The following is a 24,807-nucleotide window of genomic DNA, read 5'->3' on the forward strand; positions in this document are numbered from 1 at the left end:
CTTGTGATCGAATAGGAGCCGTATAGATATGAATCAGCAAGATCGACACCAAGATAATCCGCACAGCCCAAAACGTCTGGGATTTTCCGGGCGCCTGGCGGCCATGTTCCAGCTGAGCGCCATCACCCCCTTGCTGGCCCTGCTTGGCCTGCTACTGGGTCTGTTCGCCGTCATGGTGACCCCAAAAGAGGAAGAGCCGCAGATAGATGTCACCTTTGCCGACATCTACATCCCCTTCCCCGGCGCCACGCCGAGCGAGGTCGAGCATCTGGTGACCCAGCCTATGGAGGAGGTGATCTCGCAGATCAAGGGGATAGACACCCTCTACTCTTTCTCACAGCCAGATGGCGCGCTGATCATCGCCATCTTCGAGGTGGGGATCCCGCGCAACGAGGCGATCGTCAAGCTCTACAATCAGGTCTATTCCAACAAGGACAAGGTTGCCAGCCAGGCAGGTGTCGGCGAGCCACAGATCAAGCCCCGCGGCATCGACGATGTCCCCATCGTCAGCCTGACCCTATGGTCGAAAGACAAGAAGCAATCTGCCGAGCAGCTGACCCATATCGCCAAGGGACTGGAGAGCGAGCTGAAACGCATTCCGGGCACCCGCGAGATCTACAGCGTCGGCAGCCATGAGATCAGCCTCAACGTGCGGATCGATCCCGCCAAGATGAGCTTCTATGGCCTCACCTACGATGATATCAACCGTAGCCTGTCGAGCAATAACCATGTCTCCATGCCAGTATCTCTGGTGCAGGATAATCAGGAGATCAAGGTTCAAACTGGGCAGTTTTTAAAATCGAAACAAGAGGTTGAGCAGCTGGTCGTCGCCGTGTATCAGGACGAGTCGGGCCAGAGCGCCCCCGTGTACCTGGGCGATATCGCCAAGATTAGCCTCAACAGCGACATCCCTACCCAGCACGCCTGGCACGGCGATAAGTCGGTCATCTATCCTGCGGTCACCATCGCCATCGGCAAGCAGCCGGGCGAGAACGCCGTGGATATCGCCAATGTGATCCTCGAGCGCCTGGACAAGATAGACAACATACTCGTGCCCGACGATGTCAACATCACGGTCTCGCGCAACTATGGTAAGACAGCGGGCGACAAGGCCAACACCCTGATCCTCAAGCTGGTGTTTGCCACCTCGGCCGTGGTGATCTTAGTCTTCCTCACCATGGGGCTACGCGAATCTGTGGTAGTGGGCATCGCCATCATCATCACCTTGGCGATCACCCTGTTTGCCTCCTGGGCCTGGGGCTTTACCCTTAACCGTATCTCGTTGTTCGCCTTGATCTTCTCTATCGGCATACTGGTAGATGACGCCATCGTGGTGGTGGAGAACATCCACAGGCACATGGCGCTGGGCAAACGCTCCTTCGTGGAGCTGATCCCCGTCGCCGTCGATGAGGTGGGCGGGCCGACTATTTTGGCAACCTTTACCGTGATCGCCGCGCTGATGCCGATGGCCTTCGTATCCGGCCTCATGGGCCCCTACATGAGCCCTATTCCCATCAACGCCAGCATGGGGATGCTGATCTCCCTGGCCATCGCCTTCATCGTCACCCCTTGGCTGGCCACAAAGCTGCTCAAGGGTCATCAACACCAAGGCGGTGATGGCGAGCATGATGTGGACGATCGTATGCTGAGGCTGTTTACTAGGCTGATCTCCCCCTTCGTCAGAGGCAAACAGGCCGGTAAGGCGAGGATTGGCCTGGGCGCCGCCATTGCCCTGCTGATCATGATCGCCGTCTCTCTGCCTGTGGGTCAGTTAGTGGTACTCAAGATGCTGCCCTTCGATAACAAGTCGGAGTTTCAGGTGATGCTGGATATGCCAGAAGGCACGCCGGTCGAACAGACCCAGCGTGTACTCAAGGCTCTGGCCATGGAACTGGATAAGGTCGAAGAGGTGGACAACTACCAGCTCTACGCCGGCACCGCCGCGCCGATGAACTTTAACGGCCTGGTACGTCACTACTTCCTCAGACAGAGTCAGGAACTGGGCGACATTCAGGTCAATCTGGTTGATAAAGGCGATCGTGACAGAGACAGCCACAGCATAGCTTCAGAGGTGCGCCGCGCGCTGCAGACCACCGCCAAGCAATACAATGCCAACGTCAAGGTGGTGGAAGTGCCCCCTGGCCCACCTGTGTGGTCGCCGATCCTGGCCGAGGTCTATGGCCCTAACGCCGAGATGCGTGAGACCGCAGCCAATGCTCTGCAGCAGCTGTTCCACGATACCCAGGATGTGGTGGATATCGACATCTACCTGCCGGCCGCGCAGCAGAAATGGCAGGTCAATATCGACCGCGCCAAGGCCAGCCTGATGGGCGTGCCCTACAGCAATATCGTCGATCTGGTGGCCACTTCGGTGGGCGGCAAGGCGGTGAGCTACCTGCACAAGCCAAATCAAAAGTCGCCTGTGCCTATCAAGCTTCAGCTGGAGGAAGGCGCCAAGGTGGATCTCGAGCAGGTACTCAACCTCAGGCTCACCAATGCCTCGGGTAACTCTGTGCCCGTCTCTGAGCTGATCACCATACACAAGCGAGCCATAGACGCGCCTATCATACGCAAGAACATGATCCCAATGATCATGGTGGTCGCCGACATGGCTGGCCCGCTGGACAGCCCGCTCTATGGCATGTTTGAGATCGCCGGCAGCATCAATCAAGAGGGTGGTCTGGGCTTCGATCAACACTATGTCAACCAACCCTCAGGGTTGGACAGCATCGCCGTGCTCTGGGACGGCGAGTGGAAGATCACCTATGAGACCTTCAGAGACATGGGGATAGCCTATGGCGTGGGCATGATCGCCATCTACCTCCTGGTGGTGGGTCAGTTCCGCTCCTACAGCGTGCCGCTGATCATCATGGCGCCTATCCCGCTCACCATCATTGGCGTGATGCCGGGCCATGCCCTACTGGGGGCACAATTTACCGCCACCTCTATGATAGGCATGATCGCCCTGGCGGGCATCATAGTGCGTAACTCCATCCTCTTGGTGGACTTTATTAATCAGGAAACCGCCGCGGGTGTGCCCTTCGAGCAGGCGGTGATCCATTCTGGCGCCGTCAGGGCCAAGCCCATCATGTTGACGGGACTGGCTGCCATGATAGGTGCCCTGTTCATCTTAGATGATCCGATCTTCAACGGCCTGGCCATCAGCCTGATCTTCGGCATCTTGGTATCAACCCTGTTAACCCTGGTGGTGATCCCCGTGCTCTATTACGCCGTGATGCGTCACCGCCCCGAATACTTTGCCGCGGTTAATCCGCAATCTTAAGGAGATACAGTATGTCTGTCGAACGTAGTATTTTCGCCTTTGCAGGCTTTATGGTCATGTTGTCTTTGCTGCTCACGACCTTTGTCCACCCTAATTTTATCTGGCTAACGGCTTTTGTAGGCGCTAATCTATTTCAAAGCGCCTTTACCGGCTTCTGTCCGGCCGCCATGTTAATGAAGAAGATGGGGATCAAGACGGAAGCGGAATTGGCCCGCATGAAATAACTCACAGATCACAAGGAGCCAACGTGAGACAAGCCAATAAGATGCTACCCAAATCAATCATCAGCCTGATGGCGCTGCTATTTGTCGCCATCATGGGCGTATCGGCGCCAAGCTATGGCGAAGAGAAAAACCCTAAGGTTGCCTGGGAGCATATACAGCAAGGGGCCATGGTCGTTGATGTCAGAACCCCGGAGGAGTTTGCCGAGGGACATCTAGAGAACGCGATTAATATTCCCTTTGAAAACATTGCCGAAGAGTTTACCAAGCGCGGCATCGCCAAAGATCAGTCTGTGGTGCTCTATTGTCGCAGTGGCCGCCGCAGCGGCATCGCTCAGGAGAGTCTGGTAAAGCTCGGCTACAGCAACACCTATAATGGTGGCGGCTACCAGAGTCTGGCTAAGCACTAAGAGAAGATGAGCTTAACGCTAAGACATCCTTAAACCGACTAAGGCACCCCTGGGTGCCTTTTTCATTAGCTGCCTTTTTCATTAGCTGCCTTTTTCATTAGCTTCCTTTTTATTCCCAATATTATTCACTAGTAGCCGTGTTCACAAGCGGACTGCTCCATTAGCTGCCATCTTCACACTTCGCCTTTTTACACTTAAAGCATGCCTCCCCCTTTAGAAGGCTTAGGATCTCGCGACATTAAGACGCTGCCCAATTGTAACAATTGAAACAGCATATAACTATTAGCTATATATTATTACACTTATGGAATAACGATTATTCTATAATTACAATAAGTTATAAATTAAGGTCAATTTTACGTCGCAGGCAATCAGGCAACACACCAAGCAAATAAACAGGCTGAAAATTCGAATAAATACTCAAAAACACACTATCCCATCGGCGAAACAATCGTATTCACTGAATATTTTCTGCATAAAAATGCTCAACACAAATCGCTTATTTTACCCAAACACCAACTTAACAGCTTGTTTACAAATGTTTCATCAGCAGATAAATTCACTGTCGAGTAACGCATATGATGGCAGTCATGCTGCTATGCACTCCAATAATAATTATTAATTCTAACTTTTAAAATGGAAGACAATATGACAGTTAAAAAGACAACTGCGGTCGCTATGTCTTTGTCTGCGCTTGCCCTGGCAATTGCAGCAAACGTCAATGCGGCGCCTGCGAAAGGACTCCACCTTCAGGCAGATAATGCTCGTATCAATCAAGCATCTCCCCTGCCTAAGCGCTATATCGTCAAGTTTAAGAATGCCCAGGCCGCCGCACAGGCCGATGCCAACAGCCTTAACGACTATCAGCCTAGAGCCAACGAAGTCTTCTCTCAGCACAGAGCACTGAACAGCGTGAAGGCTAAGCAGATGAAGCGCATCGGTCGCTCAAACGCTTACTCGGCGCAGCTGGATAACAATGGCGTCAAGTCCCTGAAATTGCGCGCCGACGTTGATTATGTCGAAGAAGATATGCCGCGCCACCTGCTGAGTGAAACCACACCTTGGGGTCAAACCTTTGTGGGCGCCACCAGCCTGAGCGACAGCATGGCCGGCAACCGCACCATCTGTATCATCGACTCGGGTTACGATCGTAGCCACAGCGAGCTGAGCGGCAACAATGTTACAGGTACCAACAACTCAGGTACGGGTAACTGGTATGAGCCAGGCGCCCACAACGCTCACGGTACTCACGTAGCGGGCACCATAGCCGCAATTGCCAACAACGACGGCGTAGTCGGTGTGATGCCAAACCAGAACGCCAACATCCACGTAGTGAAAGTATTTAACTCAGATGGTTGGGGCTACTCATCATCATTGGTTTCGGCGGTTGACACCTGTGTGGCCAACGGCGCGAACGTAGTGACCATGTCTCTGGGTGGCTCTCAGTCAACCACCACAGAGAAAAACGCCCTAGCCGCTCACGCCAACAACGGCGTGCTGCTGATCGCAGCGGCCGGTAACGACGGTAACAACACCCACAGCTACCCTGCATCATACGATGCGGTTATGTCTGTAGCTGCGGTTGATAACAACAAAGATCACGCCGCCTTCTCTCAGTACACCAACCAGGTGGAGATCTCAGGTCCAGGTGAAGCGATCCTATCAACCGTTACACGCGGTGAAGGTCGTCTGGCTAACATCACAGCCGGTGGTCAGTCATACTTCGACAATGGCGTAGTGCCTCATAACCGCTATGTGAAAGACAGCAGCGGCAACTATGTTGGCACTCCTATCTCAGGTTCTGTCACTGCCGAGCTGGCCGAGTGTAGCGTATCGGGCGGAGTCTTTAACTGTGGCGACATGACTGGCAAAGTCTGTCTGGTTGAGCGTGTTGGCAACCAAGGCGCCAGCTACCCAGAGATCGACGCGGTCAAGGCATGTAACAACGCCGGCGCCCAAGCAGCTATCGTGTTCAGTAACACCGCGCTGCCAGGTCTGCAAAACCCCTTCCTGGTTGACACCAACAACGAAGCCCCAATGGTTTCTGTGTCTGTCGATCGCGCCACAGGTCAGGCACTACGTGCTCACCTAGGCACTAACGTCACAGTAGCCAACACTAGTGGTGAAGACTACGAGTACTACAATGGTACCTCTATGGCAACACCACACGTATCGGGTGTTGCAACACTGGTGTGGAGCTACCACCCAGAGTGTAGCGCCGCTCAGGTGCGCGCTGCGCTAACAGCAACGGCTGAAGATCTCGATGTTGCCGGTCGCGACGACAAGACTGGTTACGGTCTGGTTAACGCGGTTGCCGCCAAAGAGTACTTAGATGCCTCTTGTAACGGCCCAACCGATCCAGGTACAGGCACCGGTGGTAACGTGCTGGAAAATGGCGTGGCTAAGACCAACCTGTCTGGCGTGAAAGGCGACGAGCTACACTTCTCTATCGACGTACCAGCCGGAGCCACCGATCTGAACTTCGCCATGAGCGGTGGTACAGGCGATGCCGACCTTTACGTCCAGTATGGCGCGGCACCTACGCTGAGCAGCTATGACTGTCGTCCATGGAAAGGCGGCAACAGCGAGTCTTGTCCAGTGAGCACACCACAAGCGGGTACCTACTATGTGATGGTTCAAGGTTATAGCGACTTTAGCGGTGTTAGCCTGACAGCCAGCTACACAGAGCAGAGCACTGGCGGTAACACAGGCGGCCCAGCCACCTATACCAACAACACCAGCTATGCGATCCCTGATAACAACACTGCTGGTATCAGCAGCCCAATCGATGTGGCTCGCAGCGGCGACTCAGGCACGGTAACGGTAACGGTTAACATTACCCACACCTACATCGGCGATCTGCAGGTTGAACTGCACAGCCCAAGTGGTCAAGTAGCCGTGCTACATGACAACAGTGGCGGCAGTGCCGACAACATCATCAAGAGCTACACAGTCGACATGTCTGGCGTTGAATCTGCCGGCACCTGGACACTGAAGGCAGTTGATAGCGCCCGTCGCGACACAGGCACTATCGATGCGTGGCAGCTAAGCTTCCAATAATCGCATCATCTAGACAGGGGACCTCAGGGTCCCCTTTTTTATCGAAAACGCCTTGGATAAGCTGATATAATGGGCCAAATTTTTTACTCAGCTATCACCATGACTCAGGCGAATAACCCACTACACGGCATCAAGCTCGAAGCCCTACTCACAGACCTCGTCGACCACTACGGCTGGGAAGAGCTTGGCAGACGCATCGACATACGCTGCTTTAACCACGACCCATCCATCAAATCCAGTCTCAAGTTCCTGCGTAAGACCCAGTGGGCCAGGGAAAAGGTGGAGCGCCTCTATCTTAAGATGATTGGGGAGCCTATCCCGGCGCACCTACGCGGCGATGCCGGTCGTCCTATAGATGCCCCCAAGCCTAAACGCACCACTGGCGATGAGGCGGAAAGCTCAGGCACCAGCGGCATCAATCAACATATTTGGGGCAAATCTGACGAATAAGCCAGGTGATTTCACCAGGAAAGTGAACCCTATCAGATTAATCACATCAAAATCCGCTTAAGCTTCTGTCCTGCCTGCCGATACTAACGTCAGGCATACTTTTAATTGCATCTATTTAATGAAGTAACAAGGAAGGTTAAGCAGATGAATGTTCACGGTATAAACGCCTTCGGCGCCCAAAGCCTGGGCCCCCAGAGCCTAAGCTCAGTCGATGTGCGCGATCCCAATGCGCCCGAGGCGCTCCAAAATCCAAGTCACCCAAACCAGAGTGAACAAACTCAGTCCAGCAGTGACAGAGTCAGCCTATCTGAGGCCGGCAAGAAGGCCCTCGCCTATTCCACTGGTAATGCACTGCATGATAACGGGGCGGCCAAGACGGACAAGGCGCGCAAGGCAGAGGAAGCAGAAGAGGACGAAAACCTGTCAGAGATCGACAAGAAGATCAAAGAATTAAAACAGAAACTCGAAGAGTTACAGCTAGAGCTTCAGGCCCTGCAAGGAGACGACTCTGAAACTGCCGAGTTGAAACGAAAAATGTTGCAGGATCAGATAGCCATCACTTCTACTCAGTTGATGACTCTGCTCAAGGCCAAAGAAAAACCGGTTCAAACTAGAGCGTAAGAAAACAAAACATTTGCCGACGGCGACACACTAGAGTCGCCACGGCACTAGCAGGATTAGTCTTGATGCTCTTCGGTGAAGTGATATTCAGACATCATGTGACCCAGCTCGGTCGACTTGGTCTTCAGATAGGCCTCGTTATAACGATTCTTACCCACCTGCAGGGGCACACGCTCGATAACCGCGATGCCAAGTTCCTTCATCGCCTTCACCTTGCGGGGATTATTGGTCATCAGCTTCACCTGCTGCACACTAATTTTCTCAAGCATGGGCTTGATCATGTCATATTTGCGCATATCGGCGGCAAAACCCAGACGCTCGTTGGCTTCCACCGTATTGGCACCTTGATCCTGCAGCTCGTAGGCACGGATCTTATTGAGCAGACCGATACCACGGCCTTCCTGACGCAGATAGAGAATAAATCCCTGACCCGCCTCGGCGATATTTTGCATCGCGGTTTGTAGCTGAAAACCACAATCGCAGCGCAGACTGAACAGGGCATCGCCGGTCAGACACTCGGAGTGAATTCTGCCCAGAATGGGCTGGCTCGCATCTAACTCGCCAAAGGTGAGCGCCACATGTTCTTTGCCCGTCTCTGTATCTTCGAAACCATGCATGGCAAACACTCCCCAAGGGGTGGGAAGCTTTGAGGTGGCGACATACTTAATCGACATGAAATAACCTTTACAACTCGCTCTGTCTGAGATGCGAACGAAAAATGAAAACCAGGAGGAGAGACTCTCCCCTTTCTCAGACCGAGCATTCTATGTGTTTTTGCCTAACAGTGAAATACCCGAGTGATGAAATCGGTTATTGCTTCACCGCAACCGCTTTGGCTTATAAGGATACGCCCTGAGTGGCGGCAAGGCTATGAAGTCGCTCACGCCGCCATCAAAATCCTCTATGGCCTAGAAGGCCTTAGGTGCGTATCCAGTCACCTGAGTCAGTCCCATCTGACGTCCAAGGGCCGTCATGGGGTGCACAACGATCAAGCCCTTCACCGAACGCTTGAGCTTACCCATATCCGCCTGCTCGGCCTTGGTCAGCGCACGGCTAAAGGCAAGTTCGCTCACCTCTGTGCCGCGTTTGTTCAACTGACGGCTCTGCTGCTGTTTAACATGGGTAATTTGCTTAGTTACCGCATTGATCTCTTGCTTAAATTGCAAAATCACCGCCTGATCGCCACGCTTCTCCGCCGCATCTAATTTACGACGATACTTGTCGAGACGATCGTTTAACTGCTGTAACTCTTGCTTTAAATTCATTAACTTGCCTTAAAAATCTCGCGAATATACAAATGCCACTCAGATAAAAATAGGCAGCATTTGCCAGTTTGGCGAACATTATACCACTAATGAGGAAGGTACGAACAAGTCATCCGGCATCGGTGCACCCAAGCCGTAACTCTATCTGCCGCTAAAATCAGCGCTTGTCGGTGAGATAGTGAATAACCTGATTGCTGCTGCCGCGAAACACCAGGCTGGGATCGGCAAGCGACTGCTCAAATTTGCCATCCACCAGCACGTCCACATGGGCGATAACCGCTTGTTGGGCCGGGCTGAGTTCATCGAGTCGATAGCCGGTCCACAGCCAGATATCCTTGCCCCGGCACTCCTGCCTTACACGTTTAACTAAGGCCAAGATGACATTGAGATTGCCCGGATGCAGGGGGTCACCGCCAGAGAGCGACAGGCCGCGGCGCACAATACGGGTATCATTGAGATCCTTAATCACCTGCTCGAGCATAGCCTCGTCGAACAGATGGCCCGAGTCAGGATTCCAGGTCGACTGGTTATAGCAGCCCCGGCACTGATGCTCGCAGCCCGAGACAAACAGGGTCGCCCTGGTGCCGGGTCCATTGACCACGTCGATGGGAAAATATTGATGATAGTTCATGTGCCCCTCATACAAAGATAGCAAGTGCCCCGGGGCGCCTTGCTATCTTCATCTTTTCTTTCACTTTCAATATTCACTTTGTGCCAGCAGACGAAACTTTGGTGCTGCCTGGCTCAGCTCATTAAAGGTGCTTCACCCGGCGTTTAACTTCTTCCTGCTTACCATAGTTGAAGGGTCTGGCATCCGGGCTACCCAGGTAGCCACACACCCTGCGGGTCACAGACACCCGGCTCGGCTCATGGTTGCCACACTTAGGACAGGTAAAGCCCTTACTGGTACAGCTAAACTCGCCGGTAAAGCCACAGTCGTAGCACTCGTCAATCGGCGTATTGGTACCATAGTAAGGCACCCGACTGTAACTGTAGTCCCACACATCTTCCAGCGCCTCGATATTGTGCTGCATGTTGGGGTATTCGCCGTAGCAGATGAAGCCGCCACTGGTGAGCGCCGGATAGGGCTGCTCGAAATCCAACTTATCGTACGGGTTCACCTTCTTCTCCACATCCAGGTGGAAGCTGTTGGTGTAGTAGCCGCGATCCGTTACGCCGTCGATCACCCCAAAGGCCTCGGTATCCAGCTTGCAGAAGCGGCTACACAGGTTCTCGCTAGGCGTGCTGTAGAGGCTGAAGCCATAGCCCGACTCCTCGCGCCAACGCACGGTCGCCGCCTTGAGGTGTTCGATTATGGCAAGCGCCTTGCCGCGCAGGGCCTCGCTGTCATACACATGGGTCTCGCTGCCATAGAGGGCATTGATGGTCTCATGCAGGCCGATGTACCCCAGGGAAATAGAGGCGCGGCCATTCTTAAAGATGCCGCTGATCTCATCATCCGCACGCAGACGCACGCCACAGGCACCTTCCATATAAAGAATTGGCGCTACCCTCGCCTTCACGCCTTGTAGACGCTCGATGCGCGTGTCCAGGGCGCGGCGGGCCACCGCCAGACGTTCATCCAGCAGCTGATAGAAACGCGTCTCATCACCCTTAGCCTCGATAGCGATACGCGGCAGGTTCAGGCTGACCACGCCAAGGTTATTACGCCCTTCGTGCACCAGCTCGCCCTCCTCCTCGTAGGTACCGAGGAAGCTGCGACAACCCATAGGCGTCTTAAAGGAGCCGGTGACCTTTTCGACCTGTTCATAGTTGAGAATATCGGGGTACATGCGCATCGACGCACACTTGAGCGCCATCTGCTTGATATCATAGTTGCAGTCGCCCGCCTTATGGTTGATGCCGTCGCGAATGGCGAAGACCAACTTAGGGAAGACCGCCGTCTTACGGTTCTTACCCAGGCCAGTCATGCGCACCTTCATCATGGATGACTGAATGAGGCGCGACTCCCAGGAGGTGCCTAGGCCGAAGCCGAAGGTGACAAAAGGCGTCTGGCCGTTGGCGGTGTGCAGGGTGTTGACCTCATACTCCAGCGACTGGAAGGCGTCGTGACACTCTTTCTCTGTCTGCGCCGTGGCAAAGGCCTTGGCGTCTGTGATCCCCCAGGTCAACGCGACCTGATAGTGCTTGTCATAGCTCTTGGCGACGAAAGGCGCGAGCACCTCGTCGATACGGTTGATGGTGGTGCCGCCATAGATATGGCTGGCCACCTGGGCGATGATCTGCGCCGTTACCGCCGTGGCGGTAGAGATAGACTTAGGGGTCTCGATCTCGGCGTTACCCATCTTGAAGCCATGGGTCAACATACCGGCCAGATCGATCAGCATACAGTTAAACATGGGGAAGAAAGGCGCATAGTCGAGATCGTGATAATGGATCTCACCCGACTCATGGGCCGCCACCACATCCTTAGGCAGAATATGGCGTGTAGCATAGTGTTTGGCCACAATGCCCGCCAGCAGATCACGCTGGGTCGGGATCACCTTGGAATCTTTGTTGGCGTTCTCGTTCAGCAGCGCCGCATTGCTCTGCTCAACCAAGCCACGGATCTCGCGGTTGAGACGGCTGCTCAACTCACGATGAATATCCCTGTCGTGGCGATACTCGATATAGACCCTGGCGAGTTGCTTGTAGGGGCCTTCCATCAACTGATTTTCTACCGCATCTTGCAGGTCGTGAATATCCACCTGCTCGAGCTCGGCCACCGACTGGCGTACTTGTAAGGCCACCTCGGTGGCATAGGCAACATCATCAATACCTGCCGAACTTGCTGCAGCAACCACTGCATCTCGAATCCTTGTTTCGTCAAAAGGCGTGCGGTAACCATCCCGCTTAATAACCACTGGCATTGTTCAATATCTCCTCAAGTAACGGCCAAATTAACACCATATATAGTGTTAATATAGACGATGAACACAATATGTAGCGCATTAAGCTACAAGTTAGGCTCAAGTACCTTGATCCAGATCATTAATTTGCGGATGGAATTTTGTGACACAAGATTACTGCCAACTGGGCCACTTATCGTTAAAACTTGCCTTGACCCAGTCGGCAAAGGGAGCTAGATGCGGGATAAAAATGGGACAAACTGTGAATAAATTACGTAATTCGTTTAGATAGTGCCAGATAACGCTGTAATTGCCCGGAAGCCTGTTGCGAACTTCCCGATGCGGCGGCCAATTGCATGGTGGATTTAAGCGCCTGCCACATCTCCTTGTCTCTGCTCGTCAGACCGTTATCGCCCTGTACAAACACCGACAGCTGGGCCGATACCCGCGCCGCCTTCTGGTTCAGTCCCTGAGTGTCGAGGCTGTCCATCTGCTTGAGCACAGACTCGGCGTCATCGAGCATGGCAATCATCACGCTATCGGGCTTACTCTCCTTGAGCTGCTCGCGCTGGCTGGCGATAAAGTCGAGCAGCGACGGCTGCGAGCCATCGCCCCTTGGGATCTCAAAGCCCGCCTGACTCAGACGATTGAGCTGACTTTCTGATAAGATGCCGTCCTGATGCAGACGCTGAATTAACTTGGGAATATCACCGATACCAAACTGCCCCTTGGAGAAGAAGTCTTTGGCCATCGCCTCTATCTTCTGCGCCCGCTCCGCCCTTGCCGAGAGAAATACCGCCTCCTGAGGAATATCTGGGCCTGTCGTTTTCGTCTTGGAGGCTTGATTTGACAGGGTCACCTTGTCACTGGCCGATGAGCCGTCGACATCGCGTGTGTGCTGACCCTGTGTATCAGGGCCATGGGCTTCTTGGCCGTGTGTATCTAGGCCATAGCTGTTGGCAATCAGATTGGCTTGTGAACCATTAATGGCCTGGCTAATTGAATTCATTGTCAATTTTTCGACTACTGCAGAGAAATATCCCTACAAGCAGCAAAAACCAGGCCAAAGCTCCTAGCCAGAACTCCTAAAGAGACAAGCCTTAGGGAATGTTAGCCGTTTATTTAAACAACTCCTGTTTATAAGGACTGACGCCTAAGGGCTATTACTAAAACTATTAATGACGCTCTAGCTCATCGATACGGGCACGGATGATATGGGCCACCTGCCTCACCGCCTCTTGTCCCGCCTCGATCGCCTCGCCCGCGCGGTGGAACTCCATGGTGCCAATCTCCATCACATTAGGGGTGATCAGGATATCCGGTGGATCCCCCATCAGGCGTACCCGCTTGTGACGCTGCTCCAGGATATCCATCGACTGGGACATCACAGCCAACATGCCTGGCTCACTGCGATTACCGAGGGAAAACTTATCGGTCAAGCCGCTGACATAATCCCGTCCCCGGGCCAAGAGATCCATAAAGCCGCTCTCCAGTTCCTTCTCGGCTTTCACCTGCTCTGCCTGACTGGCCTTCACATCGGAAGAGATGGCCACGGGCAGCTGCTGATGGCGGGTCTTCCTGTGAGCGTTAAGATCCACGGCAATCACTAGGTCGACGCCCATTGCACGGCTCACCGACACGGGCACAGGGTTAACCACGGCGCCATCCACCAGCCAGCGCTCGCCAATGCGCGCCGGCGGCAAGATCCCCGGCATGGAACATGAAGCTCTCACCGCATGACGCAGGCTGCCCTGCTTAAACCAGATCTCCTGGCCGGTATAGAGGTCGGTCGCCACCGCGGCAAAGGGCATCTGCATCTGCTCGATATCCAGGTTGCCGATATGCTGCTGCATCACGTCGAACACCTTCTCGCCGCCAATCAGCCCGCCTTTGCGCCAGCTCAGATCCATCAGGCCCAACACATCCCAGCTGGAAAAGCTGGTCACCCAAGCCTCTAGATCGTTAAGGTTATCTTGCGCATAGGCGGCGCCCACCACGGCGCCGATAGAACAGCCGGCCACCTTGTTGGGGAAGACTCCCATGTTCGCCAGCTCGTTTAGCACACCTATGTGGGCCCATCCCTTCGCCGCACCACTGCCCAGTGCAATGCCGATATTCGCCATCTTCTCTGTTACTCTCCCTGGGACGCGAGCCGCTTGAGCAAGCCGCGTCTTATTGTCTTTAGTTTTCATCATAAGCCAAACCATGACGCCGCACAGCCTATAGCGGTAAAAATTAATCTAAGCGATGCGCCTTAGCATTGACTGGCGACGAGCCAGCGCGCAAGTCATGGCTGAATCGCTCACGGCGATGTATAATGCGCCCCTATCTATATTTCGGAGCACAGCATTGCAATTTTCAGATTTTTCACTCGATAAACGTCTACTGACCAGCCTTGAACACATGGGCATCGACACGCCGACCGAGATCCAAACGCAATCGATACCCGTAGGCTTATCGGGAAGAGATCTTATGGCATCGTCTAAGACGGGCTCGGGCAAGACCCTGGCCTTCCTGTTGCCAGCAATGCAGCGCGTCATAGCCACCAAGGCGCTAAGCAAGCGCGATCCCAGGGTGTTGATCCTGCTACCGACCCGAGAGCTGGCCACCCAGGTCTACAGCCAGCTGCGCCTGCTGGTCGCCAACACCCAATACAAGGCAATCAAGATCCTCGGCGGCGAGAACTTTAACGATCAGGCCAAGGCCCTGGCGAGAGACCCCCACTTCGTGGTCGCAACGCCGGGCCGTCTGGCGGATCACTTGGCCCAGCGTCACCTGTTCCTCAACGGACTCGAGCTGCTTATCCTGGATGAGGCCGATCGCATGCTGGATCTTGGCTTCGCCGAACAGCTCAGGGCCATCAACCAGGCCGCCGATCACAAGCGTCGCCAGACCCTGATGTTCTCGGCAACCTTAGATCACGGCCAGATCAACGAGATTGCCGTCGAGCTACTCAAGGAGCCAGAGCATGTGGCCATAGGCGCCTCCCATGTGGAGAACCAGGATATCGCCCAGAAGATCTACCTGTGCGACAACCTGAGCCACAAGGAGCAGCTGCTCACCCGTCTGCTACAGCTTGAGCCCCACAAGCAGGTGATCATCTTCACCGCCACCCGTGGCGATACCGACCGCCTGGCTGGCGTGCTGGCCGAACAGGGCTTTAGCACCAGCTCCCTCAGCGGCGAGTTGAAACAGGCGGCGCGTAACCAGATCATGGACCAGTTCAGCCGTGGTCAGCAGCAGATATTGGTCACCACAGACGTCGCCTCCCGCGGCTTGGATCTACTTAACGTATCCTTGGTGATCAACTTCGACATGCCAAAGTTTGCCGAAGAGTATATTCACCGTATCGGTCGTACCGGCCGCGCCGGCGCCAAGGGCGATGCTATCTCCCTGGTCGGGCCGAAAGACTGGGTCAACTTCAAGCAGGTACAAAACTTCCTGCGTAAAAGCTTTGAGTTCAGCGAGCTGGAGGAGTTGGCGCCTAAGTTTAAGGGGCTAAAAGACAAGCCGAGCCAGGAGAAGCGCCTGGGTAAGCAGCAGGCGAAACCTAAGGCCAAGAAGGCTAAGGCTGCCAGCAGCGACAAGCCGAAGAAGCAGCGGGATAAGCGCTTCATCACAGGCGTCGATGTAGGCGATGCGCCAATGCTGAGAAAGCCCAAGGCGAAACTGCAGGATACCCCTGAAGATTAACGCCTGGCCCCGAGCCTAAAACCTATGATTTGCGGTCACTTAGCGGGCACTTAGCGGTCACTGAGTATTCACTGAGGGCCGCTTTTTATTGCCCGTTTTATCTGTCGTCTATCTGCTCTCTACTGTTCTTTACCCGTTCTGCATCTATTCTGTATTTGTTCTACATCTCCCGACGCCTATCGTGTCGGGCGGTTATCTATGGCACATGCCACCCTATTTAAATCAAGCGGCAGACGATAGCGGCGATTTTCACCTAACAACTAGTGCTCAATCGGGCCAATTAAGGTTACAATAGCCGCCATTGATTTTTTTATATTAGGGTTATCATGAGAGTTTGTGGCGTTGAGTTAAAAGGTGGCGAAGCCATCATCTGTTTGTTGAGCTATGAGGGTGAGACCTTTAACATCCCTGATTGCCGTTCTCGCTCACTGACCATCTCTAATTCGGCCAGCACTGAGTCGATTAAAGAGTTCCACTTCGCCTTTAGCAAGCTGATGCAAGACTACAAGGTCGATCAGGTCGCCATCATAGAGCGCGAGCAGAAAGGCAAACTGGCAGGCAGCGCCACCAGCTTCAAGATGGAAGCGGCGATTCAGCTTTGCGGCCTGCCGGTGCACCTGATCTCACCGGTCAACATCAAGGAGCAGCTCAAGCGCAATCCGCCTATGGTGGATTTCGACGGTCTGGATCTCAAGCGTTTCCAAAAGAGCGCCTTCGAAGTCGCCTACTGCTACCAAAACAAGTGCATCTTCACCAAGAAAGATTAAGCCTGTTGCCGGGCGCATCGCGCCCGGCGTTATCTAATCGCGTCACCTTAGCCGCCATCCACTAGGCTTTTTCTTATGTCATCACTGCCCTATCTGCAAGGCTATCGGCCCGAGCTTATCAGCCAGGTCAACGAACTGATCGAGACTAATCGACTGAGAAGTGTCCTCGAACGCCGCTATCCAGATAGTCACACTATCCGCAGCGACAAGGCCCTGTATGACTACACCATGGCGCTGAAGAACCGCTACCTTAAGAAGTCCTCCCCCCTGAGTAAGGTGATCTTTGACGATAAGATCACCCTCAAAAAGCAGGCCCTTGGATTGCACAGCTATGTCGCTAAGAATCACGGCGGCAAGACCAAGTCGAAGAATGAGATCCGCATCGCCGCGCGCCTCAAGGAGGTGCCCGAGCCCCTGCTGCGTATGGTGGTGGTACATGAGCTGGCGCATCTTAAAGAGAAGGATCACAACAAGGCCTTCTATCAGCTCTGCTGCCATATGCAGGGTGACTACCATCAGCTGGAGTTTGACCTGCGGCTATGGCTCACCATGCTGGATCTCGAGGCCCAAGAGAAAGCCTAACCATAAAAAAACGCCACATCATGTGGCGTTTTTCTCTTCGATAAGCCGTTAAATCAATCGGTATTAATTAGCTTTTTAGCTCTGGCCCATCATCATCTGGCGCACCTTGACCAGCTGAGCAAACTCGCCCATCTGCTTCTTCGACAGCTTACTCGCCATAGGGATATCCGCCTTCATAGGATCCACGGGGCGGCCATTGATATGGAACTCATAGTGCAGATGTGGCCCTGTGATGCGGCCCGTCTTACCCGACAGGGCGATCACCTGGCCTCGAGACACCCTCTGTCCCTTGTGCACCAGGGCCTTAGAGAGATGCAGATAACGGGTACGATACTTGTTGCCGTGGTCGATCACCACATATTTACCCGCATATCTATGGTCGGTCACCAAAGAGACGATGCCATCGCCAGGGGCTACCACCTTAGTGCCGATCGGCGTGGCGAAATCTGTGCCGTTATGGGGCGCGGTGCGACCCGTAACCGGATGGTGACGATGGCGATTAAAGCGCGAGCTGACACGGTAGTTCTTCTGTAGCGGCACACGCTGGAAGGCCCTTGCCAGGCTGCGGCCCTGATCGTCATAGAAGTTGCCGTCGCTATTCTGGTAGGCGTTGATCGTGCTGCGACCACGTTCTATGGTGATCGCGAGAATATCGCTATTGCCCGTCACCTCACCATCGATATATTGATCGCTCTTAAGCACAGAGAATCGGTCGCCCGCGCGCAGATCACGAGCAAAATTCAGCTTCTCTTTCAGCAGGGTCTCGATGCGCTGAATCTCGCCGGCATTGAGGCCGATACGCTGAGCCGACAGATAGAAGGAGCCCTGGATCTCACCGCTTAAGGCTCTGTCCTGCCAGATCCCGTCGATGTTGATCTCATCGACACTGAAACCACCCTCTTCGTAACGGCTAAACACCACCTGGCGCGCCGCATTGAAGTAAAGTTCGAGTTTCTCGAGCTGGCCCGAGTCATTGAGCCAGAAACGTATGATGTTGCCGGGTTTGAGGGTATCTAGGGCCAGGATATTCAAATCCGCCTCCAATACCTTGTACATGGTCTGCTGATCCACATTAGCCTCGACAAACAAGCCACTGAGGGTATCGCCGGACACTATGGTCTTAACAAAATCGGCATGAGACAGGGTTTCGACCGCTTCGTCGCCCAGGTGCAGGTTAGTCACCAGAGACTCAATATCCAACGCCACCGGAATGCGTTGTGGCTGGGCCTGTTTCTGGCTTGGCCAAAGCAGCGCCGCGCCCACGACCAGCCCGGCCGCCAATAAGATCTTCTTGTGGGGCGAGGGTAACGCCATGATACGGGATTGAGACATGCTCAAAAAAGAAATTTTACCTGCGCGCAACCTGTGCCTCATTTTTCATTATTATGCTTATCATTAGACCCCAAAACCCCATAAAACATGGGGTCGATGCCAAGTTATATCAAAAATAACGGCATTTACAAACCGATCGACAACACAATTTAATGGAATAAACAGAGGTTTTTGGCGACCAAACAGACAAAAAAACTAAAAAGGTGCTGAAAATCCCACTGATATCAGCACCCTTTAAATCTAGCTTAAGGTAAAACTAATTTAATCTCGCTACCCTCGGCACTCTTAAGGATATCGATGCGGCTAGCGATCTGCTCCTTCATCTCGGTCACGTGGGAGATCACCCCCACCATGCGACCCGCAGACTGAAGATCCATCAAGGTTCTGATGGCCAGCTCGAGAGAGTCCTGATCCAGGCTACCGAAGCCCTCGTCGATAAACAGGGTATCGAGCTTAATGCCGCCGGCATAGGCCTGCACCACATCCGACAACCCAAGGGCCATAGACAGAGCTGCCATAAAGCTTTCGCCGCCGCTCAGGGTCGCCACTGAGCGCACCTTGGCGGTGTAAGCATCTTCCACCTCCAGCTCCAACCCAGAAGCCTTGTTGCCCTTGGCCCGCTCCTCCTTGCGCAGTAGACGATAGCGCCCCTTACTCATCAGCTGCAGCCTGTGGCTGGCTTCCAGCAAGACATCGTCCAGCAATACGCTCAGCACGAAGCGTTGCAGGCTTATCTTGTTACCCGTGTTGCCATTGGCCACATCGGCCAGGGTGCCGACCACGGCGTACTGCTGCTCGAGAGCGCCGGCCTTAAGATCCAGCGACTTGAGCTGCTCCTGGGTTTGACTTAGCTGAGCCGCCCTGGCGCTCACCTTCTGCCACTGAGCTAAGGCCTGCTGCATCACCTGCTCGGCGTCCATTTTTTGCTGCTCGAGCGCACTCATATCCGGCGCCTCACAACCGGCTAAGGCCTCTTGGAGCTGAGACAGGTTAGCCTGATGAGTGATAAGCGCCTGCTCGAACGCCTTAATCTGATTGGACAACTCGGCCTGCTCGGCCTCGGTCAGGCAGGCCTGCTCGAAGGCGGCAACGCTTTCAAATTCCGAAGTCGCTAGCGCCTGTTGGAAACTCAGGCTCTCCTGCTCGGCTAGGGCATTCACCTCACCAAGACGACGGCTCGCCGCCTCCAGCGAGGCCTTGGCCGCCGCGTTGTCCTGCTCCGCCTTGGCATGGGCCGCCCTCACCGATTGCTGGCGCGCCTTAAGCTCATCGATAGTCTTGGTAAGATCGGCAATGGCCGTGCTGAGCGTCGCCACGTCGCTAAAGCCCTGTGGAATGGCCGCACTTATCTGCTGATACTGCCCCTTGTCGCTGGCCAGCTGCTCGGCCAGTTTGCCGTAGTGGGCGCGCGCCTCATCCAGCGCGGTTTGTAGCTCTCGTCCCTGGTGCTCGCTACGCTCAAGCTGAGTCTCTAGCTGGGCAAGTGATTGCTGCGCCGCCTTGGCCCGCTCGAACGCGCTGCTGAGCTCTGCAAGTCGCGCCTGATGCTCATCAAACGACAAGCCTGCCGCCTCGCCAAGCTCATCTTGCAGCTGAGATGCACTTAGCTGCAGGCTCGAAAGGGATTGCTGGAGCAGCTTATACTCGCTTCTGGCCTGATGCAGCAGATTGAGCGCGTCGCTCTCTCGCTGCTTAGCCTGGGCCAGCGCCTCGTCGCTCGGCAGGTCAAACTCGCCCATGGCAGGCTCTGGGTGTTCCAGGCTGCCACAGACGGGGCAAGGCTCGCCCGGTGATAACTCGGCCGCCAGGCGCGCCGCCTGACCGCGATGCCAACTAAGCTCCAGACGCTTATGGGCATCGATTGCCTGCTTGTGCTTTTCGGCAAGCTCACTGCCTGCTGTCTTAGCCGCCGTTAACTTCTGCTCGAGGGCCGCGATCTCCAGCCCCTGCTGCTGCCAGCGCTCAAACACCTTGAGCTGGGCATGGCCGTCGCTCAGAGATTGTTGCAACGCGAGCTGCGGCTCGGCGTCACGTTTAAGCGTCTCGCGGCGACTCACCATCTCCTGGCGAGCCTGATTAAGCTCGTCTAGCTGTTTGGCGCTCTGCTTACCACTCGCCTCGGCCGCCTGCATCTTAGCCAGGCCATCGGCGAGTCGCTGATTCAGTTGATTAAGCTGCTCTAGCTGAGGCGCTAGTGCCTCAAGTTGGGTCAGGCGCTGCTGCTGGCTCAGTTGCTCTTGCTCGAGCGCGCCCAGCTGCTCGAAGGCCTGCTGGCTCTGATTCAATGCCTGCTCGGCGCTAGCTTGAATCTGCTGGCACTCACCTAAGTGCTGGCTTGCCGAGCGCTGCTCACCGAGGCGGGACTGCATCGCCCGGTACAGGGGGCTCAGGCTATTGGCTCGACCGGCCGCCTGCAGTCTTTGTTGCCACAAAGTCGCCTCCACCTGGCGAGCCTTGAGCCCCTCACCCTCGCTTTGCAGCGCCTGCAGGCGATTGAAATCGCTCTGCAGCTTCTGGCCCTTGTCCAGATTCTGATTGGCGGTCAGCAGTGCCTGCTCGGCTTGCTGCTTGTGCGCTAGGGCAAGTTCCAGCTCGGGAGCAATGAGCGCCTGCTCATCGATAAGTGCCTGATCGCTTGCTAACTCGGCGCCCTCCAGAATGCCGCCGCGGCGATTGCGCATCGCCTCGACGTCACGGCGGATCCCGGCCGCCTGCTGCTTGAGGCGCTCCTCGATACGGCGATAGATGTGGGTCTGAAACAGCTGGCTGAAGATCTTCTCCCTGGCCTTAGAGTCGGCCATCAAGAGCTCGCGAAACTTGCCCTGGGGCAGCACCATCACCTGACGGAACTGATCCACATCAAGACCGGTTAACTGCTCTACCTGCGCGGTGGCGTCAGACACCTTGGCCGCCACCAGCAGGGTCTCGCTGCCATCTGTGTCGAAGCGAGACAGCTGGGCCTCGCTCTTTTGCAGCGTCACGCCATCACCACTCTTCTTGGCCCTTGGCTGCTCGGGCACGCGGCGAATGAGATAACGTGTGCTGCCAAGCTCAAACTCGAAGCTGACCTGAGTCAGCCTCTGCTCATCGGCCATGTCGCAGCGCATCTGGGTGCCTTCGCGCTCATCCCCTGTGGTCTTGCCATAGAGGGCGAAACAGATGGCATCGAGAATCGTCGTCTTACCCGCCCCCGTGGGGCCGTTGATCAGAAACAGCGGGTTACTGCCCAAGGCGGCAAAATCTATGATCTGCTCGTCGGCGAAGGGGCCGAAGGCAGTCATGGTCAGTCGCAGTGGTCTCATTGCGCCGCCTCCCCTTTGTGCAGCTCATCCAGGGTCTGGGTGATCAGCTCAAGCTGCGCCTCGTTAAGTGGATCGCCGGAGACCTGAGTGAAGAAATCTTTAAACATCTCGAGCTCACCCTTCTTGATGTGATCCGAGGCGATGGCCAGCTGCTGATTATTGGCCATCAGGCCGGTGCGCTCCAGATGCAGCACGTTGGGATAGACGCTTCTGAGCTTGCCCATGGCATCTAAGATGGCGTGTTTATCCAGCAGACGCACCATCAGATAATCCTCTCGGCCGGGATCTTTCGCCCCTTGCTGCAACAAGTCATCGAGCGCGCCCTCTATGATGCGCACATCACGCAGCGGGCTGAGCGGCAGCAGTGTCATGACAGCCTGGCTGTCTGCCGTGAGCTCCACCAGGGTAACCGACTTGTTCTGATGCTGCTCGCTAAAGGAGTATTTAAGGATGGAGCCAGAGTAGCGCACCTGCTCGGCTCCTTTGTATTGCGGGCCATGGAGATGACCCAGGGCCGTATAGTCGAAGGGCACGAAATGCTTAGGCGAGATCTTGTCTGCACCGCCGATACTCAGCGGTCGCTCAGAGTCCGATTCGCTGCCGCCATCGAGGAAACAGTGGCCTATTACCACCTTAGGCAATCCCTGACTGTCATGGTCCTGCACCTGCTTGAGCAGCTCGACCATCGCCTCCTCATGGCTGCTGGCCTCGCAATCGAGTTGCTGCCTGACGGTGGCAGGCTCGGCATATGGCAGCGGATAAAAAACGGCATCGCCGCTGCCTGAGCTTAATCTTATGGGGCTCACCTTGGGCGCCAAGGGACCTATGATGTGCAGGCCGCTGGCCTGCATCTGGCGTGCGGCAAACCCCAGCCTTTCATGACCGTCATGGTTTCCGGCGATCATGATGACATCGATCCCAAGGGCGATAAATTCGTTGAGCACCTCATCGAGCAGGGCCACTGCGTTGGCCGGCGGCACGGAGCGATCATAGATATCACCGGCGACAATCAGGGCATCGACCTCGTGGGTCTTGGCCAGGGAGACTATCTGTTCCAGCACATGACGCTGATCGTCCAGCAGGCTCTGATTGTGCAGCTGACGGCCGATATGCCAGTCTGAGGTATGGATAAATTTCATCTTTTCTCGTTTAAAAATGAGGAGGATAGGTAGAGAAGCTCTGCAAGCTATAGTAAGAAATGTCACCCCATTAGGCAATGCGCCAGCTTGGGCTTTCTAGTCGATGGTTATTGCATTAGGCCAAAACCTAGCCTGCCATAAACTCTTGGCCAGCGTTTTATTTCGTCTAAATAAAAAAGACCCACCTTAACGGGTGGGCCTTCTCTGTTTATCAAGCTTGTGGGCGCGAGCTATTTATCCGGCGTCAACGCCAGCACGGCGTCGATATCGGCAGCGCTGTGACGCTCGGCCAGCTGCTCCCAAGGTTCACCCCAGGTGCGATTGACGATGCGACCGCGCTTCACCGCGTCCCGCGCGGCGATCTGCTCGGCCCAGCGCTTGAGATGCACATAGCTGTCGACGTCGAGGAACTCAGCGGCGTCATAGGCATGACCCAGCACCAGATTGCCATACCAGGGCCAGATCGCCATGTCGGCAATGGAGTAGTTGTCCCCGGCGATATAAGTGTGTTCGGCCAATTGCTTGTCCAGCAGATCCAGCTGACGCTTTACCTCCATGGAGAAACGGTTGATGGGATACTCAAACTTTTCCGGCGCATAGGCGTAGAAATGACCGAAGCCGCCGCCGAGATAGGGCGCAGCCCCCTGCAGCCAGAAGAGCCAGTTGAGTACCTGAGTGCGCTCATGACCAGTCGCTGGCAGGAAATGGCCAAACTTCTCAGCCAGGTGAAGCAAGATTGCGCCGGACTCGAACACGTTGACTTCAGTATCGCCCGTCTTATCCAGCAAGGCGGGGATCTTAGAGTTGGGGTTGACCGCCACGAAGCCGCTGGAGAACTGCTCGCCCTCACCTATCTGAATAAGATGCGCGTCATACTCGGCATCCGCGCCGAGGGCGAGAAGCTCCTCAAGCATAATGGTGACCTTCTGACCATTAGGTGTCGCCAGGGAATAGAGCTGCAAGCCATGCTTGCCCTGGGGCAGTTTGGCCTCATGACGGGCGCCCGCCGTGGGGCGATTGATGCTGGCCCAGGTACCGCCATTTTCGCTGTCCATGGTCCACACTTTCGGGGGAATATAGGTTTCAGACATACTGCTTCCTTTATCTTATTAGTTGGTGTCGCGATCGCGTCGCAATAGTTTCGAAATAGTTTTCGCAATAGTCTCGCGATAGCTTCGCGCCATGCCCGCTGGGGACATACTCTGTCCTGGAGTGATCTCGGGGCGTATGCTGACAATTTAAACCCTTGTGGGGTCAATTGGATAGAACCTTTGGCTATAGGGCCAACTGAATTGGCATGAAAGAAAATCGCCATTCACCGCAAGGCCACAACTGACAGGCGTTCGCTCAATAAAAGGCGTTTCAGAATGACTCAATCCGAATCCGCATCAGCATCCGACTCGTCGGCCTGTTTGGCCTGGTATCTTTCTAAGATCCCGCTGCGGGCAAGTCCGCGATGCACATTGCGGCACAACTTGGCGAAGCGGCTCACCTCACCGAGTAATGGCGTTTCCCCCTGCTCGATGGCGCTTTCCCAATAGCGCATCTCGCTGTCGACCAGCTCGAGTAACTTCTTGGGGCAACCGATACAGGAACCCTGAGGGCCACAGACGAAGGTCTCGGGCTCATTGAGCGGCATCGCCTGCTTGACCTGATCGATCAGCTGTAACATGGCGGTGGTGCTATCTGGCTTGCGCGTCACGGGCGTTGAAATCTCACATCGAATCTGACGAAAAATAAGACGGCTATATTACCTTTCCCTAAGCTAACAAAACAGGACCTAGATCATAGCCCCTGGATCATAGCACCCGAATAATAGCGCCGGAATCAAGG

The 24,807-nt window shown here is 54.9% G+C and carries 20 protein-coding genes; 9 read left to right on the top strand and 11 right to left on the bottom strand.

Annotated elements, in window-relative coordinates; genetic code table 11:
• Positions 1 to 28: 28 nt before the first annotated feature.
• From K0J45_RS12550 to K0J45_RS12575, 6 genes are all read left to right on the top strand, one after another.
• The gene (locus K0J45_RS12550; RefSeq protein WP_220042811.1) at positions 29 to 3,283 is read left to right on the top strand and encodes an efflux RND transporter permease subunit; all 3,255 of its coding nucleotides are present in this window, start codon (positions 29 to 31) and stop codon (positions 3,281 to 3,283) included.
• A gap of 11 nt (positions 3,284 to 3,294) precedes the next feature.
• Positions 3,295 to 3,507 (top strand): YgaP family membrane protein, encoded by a 213-nt coding sequence (locus tag K0J45_RS12555; RefSeq protein ID WP_011866238.1) that lies wholly within the window; start codon positions 3,295 to 3,297, stop codon positions 3,505 to 3,507.
• Positions 3,508 to 3,599: 92 nt separating this feature from the next.
• Positions 3,600 to 3,914, top strand: a complete 315-nt coding sequence (locus tag K0J45_RS12560) for a rhodanese-like domain-containing protein (protein ID WP_398351624.1) — start codon at positions 3,600 to 3,602, stop codon at positions 3,912 to 3,914.
• Positions 3,915 to 4,562: 648 nt separating this feature from the next.
• On the top strand, positions 4,563 to 6,974 hold the full coding sequence (locus tag K0J45_RS12565) for a S8 family serine peptidase (protein ID WP_220042812.1): 2,412 nt from the start codon (positions 4,563 to 4,565) through the stop codon (positions 6,972 to 6,974).
• Positions 6,975 to 7,073: 99 nt separating this feature from the next.
• Complete coding sequence (locus K0J45_RS12570) at positions 7,074 to 7,424, top strand: VF530 family protein (protein ID WP_220045297.1); 351 nt, start codon at positions 7,074 to 7,076, stop codon at positions 7,422 to 7,424.
• A gap of 144 nt (positions 7,425 to 7,568) precedes the next feature.
• Positions 7,569 to 8,045 carry a hypothetical protein gene (locus tag K0J45_RS12575; RefSeq protein ID WP_220042813.1) on the top strand — a complete coding sequence of 159 codons (477 nt, stop codon included), beginning with the start codon at positions 7,569 to 7,571 and terminating at the stop codon, positions 8,043 to 8,045.
• A 56-nt stretch (positions 8,046 to 8,101) separates the two neighbouring features.
• Here K0J45_RS12575 and ribA read toward each other — a convergent pair whose 3' ends face one another.
• The 6 genes from ribA to rssA all read right to left on the bottom strand — a co-directional run bounded on the left by ribA (position 8,102) and on the right by rssA (position 14,282).
• On the bottom strand, positions 8,102 to 8,719 hold the full coding sequence (ribA, locus tag K0J45_RS12580) for a GTP cyclohydrolase II (RefSeq protein ID WP_220042814.1): 618 nt from the start codon (positions 8,717 to 8,719) through the stop codon (positions 8,102 to 8,104).
• A gap of 234 nt (positions 8,720 to 8,953) precedes the next feature.
• Positions 8,954 to 9,310 carry a YibL family ribosome-associated protein gene (locus K0J45_RS12585; RefSeq protein WP_011866244.1) on the bottom strand — a complete coding sequence of 119 codons (357 nt, stop codon included), beginning with the start codon at positions 9,308 to 9,310 and terminating at the stop codon, positions 8,954 to 8,956.
• A gap of 157 nt (positions 9,311 to 9,467) precedes the next feature.
• A complete protein-coding gene (nrdG, locus tag K0J45_RS12590) occupies positions 9,468 to 9,941 on the bottom strand; it encodes an anaerobic ribonucleoside-triphosphate reductase-activating protein (RefSeq protein WP_220042815.1) in 474 nt (157 codons plus the stop codon).
• A gap of 121 nt (positions 9,942 to 10,062) precedes the next feature.
• Positions 10,063 to 12,180: an anaerobic ribonucleoside-triphosphate reductase gene (nrdD, locus tag K0J45_RS12595; protein ID WP_011866246.1), complete on the bottom strand. Its 2,118-nt coding sequence runs from the start codon at positions 12,178 to 12,180 to the stop codon at positions 10,063 to 10,065.
• 250 nt (positions 12,181 to 12,430) lie between these two features.
• Positions 12,431 to 13,168, bottom strand: a complete 738-nt coding sequence (locus K0J45_RS12600; RefSeq protein WP_220042816.1) for a Rossmann-fold NAD(P)-binding domain-containing protein — start codon at positions 13,166 to 13,168, stop codon at positions 12,431 to 12,433.
• Positions 13,169 to 13,334: 166 nt separating this feature from the next.
• Entirely contained in the window at positions 13,335 to 14,282 is a 948-nt protein-coding gene (gene rssA / locus K0J45_RS12605) for a patatin-like phospholipase RssA (RefSeq protein WP_220045298.1), read from the bottom strand.
• A 226-nt stretch (positions 14,283 to 14,508) separates the two neighbouring features.
• Between rssA and K0J45_RS12610 the strand changes: the two genes are divergently transcribed.
• From K0J45_RS12610 to K0J45_RS12620, 3 genes are all read left to right on the top strand, one after another.
• On the top strand, positions 14,509 to 15,852 hold the full coding sequence (locus K0J45_RS12610) for a DEAD/DEAH box helicase (RefSeq protein WP_220042817.1): 1,344 nt from the start codon (positions 14,509 to 14,511) through the stop codon (positions 15,850 to 15,852).
• Positions 15,853 to 16,178: 326 nt separating this feature from the next.
• On the top strand, positions 16,179 to 16,619 hold the full coding sequence (locus K0J45_RS12615; RefSeq protein ID WP_220042818.1) for a DUF3010 family protein: 441 nt from the start codon (positions 16,179 to 16,181) through the stop codon (positions 16,617 to 16,619).
• Positions 16,620 to 16,694: 75 nt separating this feature from the next.
• On the top strand, positions 16,695 to 17,201 hold the full coding sequence (locus K0J45_RS12620; protein WP_220042819.1) for a M48 metallopeptidase family protein: 507 nt from the start codon (positions 16,695 to 16,697) through the stop codon (positions 17,199 to 17,201).
• A gap of 75 nt (positions 17,202 to 17,276) precedes the next feature.
• Here the strand turns inward: K0J45_RS12620 and K0J45_RS12625 are convergent, their stop codons facing one another.
• From K0J45_RS12625 to K0J45_RS12645, 5 genes are all read right to left on the bottom strand, one after another.
• Positions 17,277 to 18,533 (bottom strand): peptidoglycan DD-metalloendopeptidase family protein, encoded by a 1,257-nt coding sequence (locus K0J45_RS12625; protein WP_258406837.1) that lies wholly within the window; start codon positions 18,531 to 18,533, stop codon positions 17,277 to 17,279.
• A gap of 245 nt (positions 18,534 to 18,778) precedes the next feature.
• Complete coding sequence (locus K0J45_RS12630) at positions 18,779 to 21,835, bottom strand: AAA family ATPase (protein ID WP_220042821.1); 3,057 nt, start codon at positions 21,833 to 21,835, stop codon at positions 18,779 to 18,781.
• Entirely contained in the window at positions 21,832 to 22,974 is a 1,143-nt protein-coding gene (locus K0J45_RS12635) for an exonuclease SbcCD subunit D (RefSeq protein WP_220042822.1), read from the bottom strand. The genes K0J45_RS12630 and K0J45_RS12635 overlap by 4 nt, the downstream gene beginning before the upstream one ends.
• A gap of 230 nt (positions 22,975 to 23,204) precedes the next feature.
• A complete protein-coding gene (yghU, locus tag K0J45_RS12640) occupies positions 23,205 to 24,065 on the bottom strand; it encodes a glutathione-dependent disulfide-bond oxidoreductase (RefSeq protein WP_220042823.1) in 861 nt (286 codons plus the stop codon).
• A 281-nt stretch (positions 24,066 to 24,346) separates the two neighbouring features.
• Positions 24,347 to 24,676, bottom strand: a complete 330-nt coding sequence (locus K0J45_RS12645; RefSeq protein WP_220042824.1) for a hypothetical protein — start codon at positions 24,674 to 24,676, stop codon at positions 24,347 to 24,349.
• Between the last annotated feature and the right edge of the window lie 131 nt (positions 24,677 to 24,807).

This window comes from Shewanella alkalitolerans, from assembly GCF_019457575.1.
In the GTDB taxonomy this organism is placed as follows: domain Bacteria; phylum Pseudomonadota; class Gammaproteobacteria; order Enterobacterales; family Shewanellaceae; genus Shewanella; species Shewanella loihica.

What these genes read in the sequence shown, in the direction of transcription:
- nrdG (WP_220042815.1), bottom strand. Translation starts at nt 9,941, where the DNA reads ATGAACTATCATCAATATTTTCCCATCGACGTGGTCAATGGACCCGGC.
- ribA (WP_220042814.1), bottom strand. Translation starts at nt 8,719, where the DNA reads ATGTCGATTAAGTATGTCGCCACCTCAAAGCTTCCCACCCCTTGGGGA.
- K0J45_RS12565 (WP_220042812.1), top strand. Translation starts at nt 4,563, where the DNA reads ATGACAGTTAAAAAGACAACTGCGGTCGCTATGTCTTTGTCTGCGCTT.
- K0J45_RS12555 (WP_011866238.1), top strand. Translation starts at nt 3,295, where the DNA reads ATGTCTGTCGAACGTAGTATTTTCGCCTTTGCAGGCTTTATGGTCATG.
- rssA (WP_220045298.1), bottom strand. Translation starts at nt 14,282, where the DNA reads ATGGCGAATATCGGCATTGCACTGGGCAGTGGTGCGGCGAAGGGATGG.
- K0J45_RS12570 (WP_220045297.1), top strand. Translation starts at nt 7,074, where the DNA reads ATGACTCAGGCGAATAACCCACTACACGGCATCAAGCTCGAAGCCCTA.
- K0J45_RS12615 (WP_220042818.1), top strand. Translation starts at nt 16,179, where the DNA reads ATGAGAGTTTGTGGCGTTGAGTTAAAAGGTGGCGAAGCCATCATCTGT.
- K0J45_RS12550 (WP_220042811.1), top strand. Translation starts at nt 29, where the DNA reads ATGAATCAGCAAGATCGACACCAAGATAATCCGCACAGCCCAAAACGT.
- K0J45_RS12635 (WP_220042822.1), bottom strand. Translation starts at nt 22,974, where the DNA reads ATGAAATTTATCCATACCTCAGACTGGCATATCGGCCGTCAGCTGCAC.
- K0J45_RS12600 (WP_220042816.1), bottom strand. Translation starts at nt 13,168, where the DNA reads ATGAATTCAATTAGCCAGGCCATTAATGGTTCACAAGCCAATCTGATT.
- K0J45_RS12625 (WP_258406837.1), bottom strand. Translation starts at nt 18,533, where the DNA reads ATGTCTCAATCCCGTATCATGGCGTTACCCTCGCCCCACAAGAAGATC.
- yghU (WP_220042823.1), bottom strand. Translation starts at nt 24,065, where the DNA reads ATGTCTGAAACCTATATTCCCCCGAAAGTGTGGACCATGGACAGCGAA.
- K0J45_RS12585 (WP_011866244.1), bottom strand. Translation starts at nt 9,310, where the DNA reads ATGAATTTAAAGCAAGAGTTACAGCAGTTAAACGATCGTCTCGACAAG.
- K0J45_RS12575 (WP_220042813.1), top strand. Translation starts at nt 7,569, where the DNA reads ATGAATGTTCACGGTATAAACGCCTTCGGCGCCCAAAGCCTGGGCCCC.
- K0J45_RS12620 (WP_220042819.1), top strand. Translation starts at nt 16,695, where the DNA reads ATGTCATCACTGCCCTATCTGCAAGGCTATCGGCCCGAGCTTATCAGC.
- K0J45_RS12560 (WP_398351624.1), top strand. Translation starts at nt 3,600, where the DNA reads ATGGGCGTATCGGCGCCAAGCTATGGCGAAGAGAAAAACCCTAAGGTT.
- K0J45_RS12630 (WP_220042821.1), bottom strand. Translation starts at nt 21,835, where the DNA reads ATGAGACCACTGCGACTGACCATGACTGCCTTCGGCCCCTTCGCCGAC.
- nrdD (WP_011866246.1), bottom strand. Translation starts at nt 12,180, where the DNA reads ATGCCAGTGGTTATTAAGCGGGATGGTTACCGCACGCCTTTTGACGAA.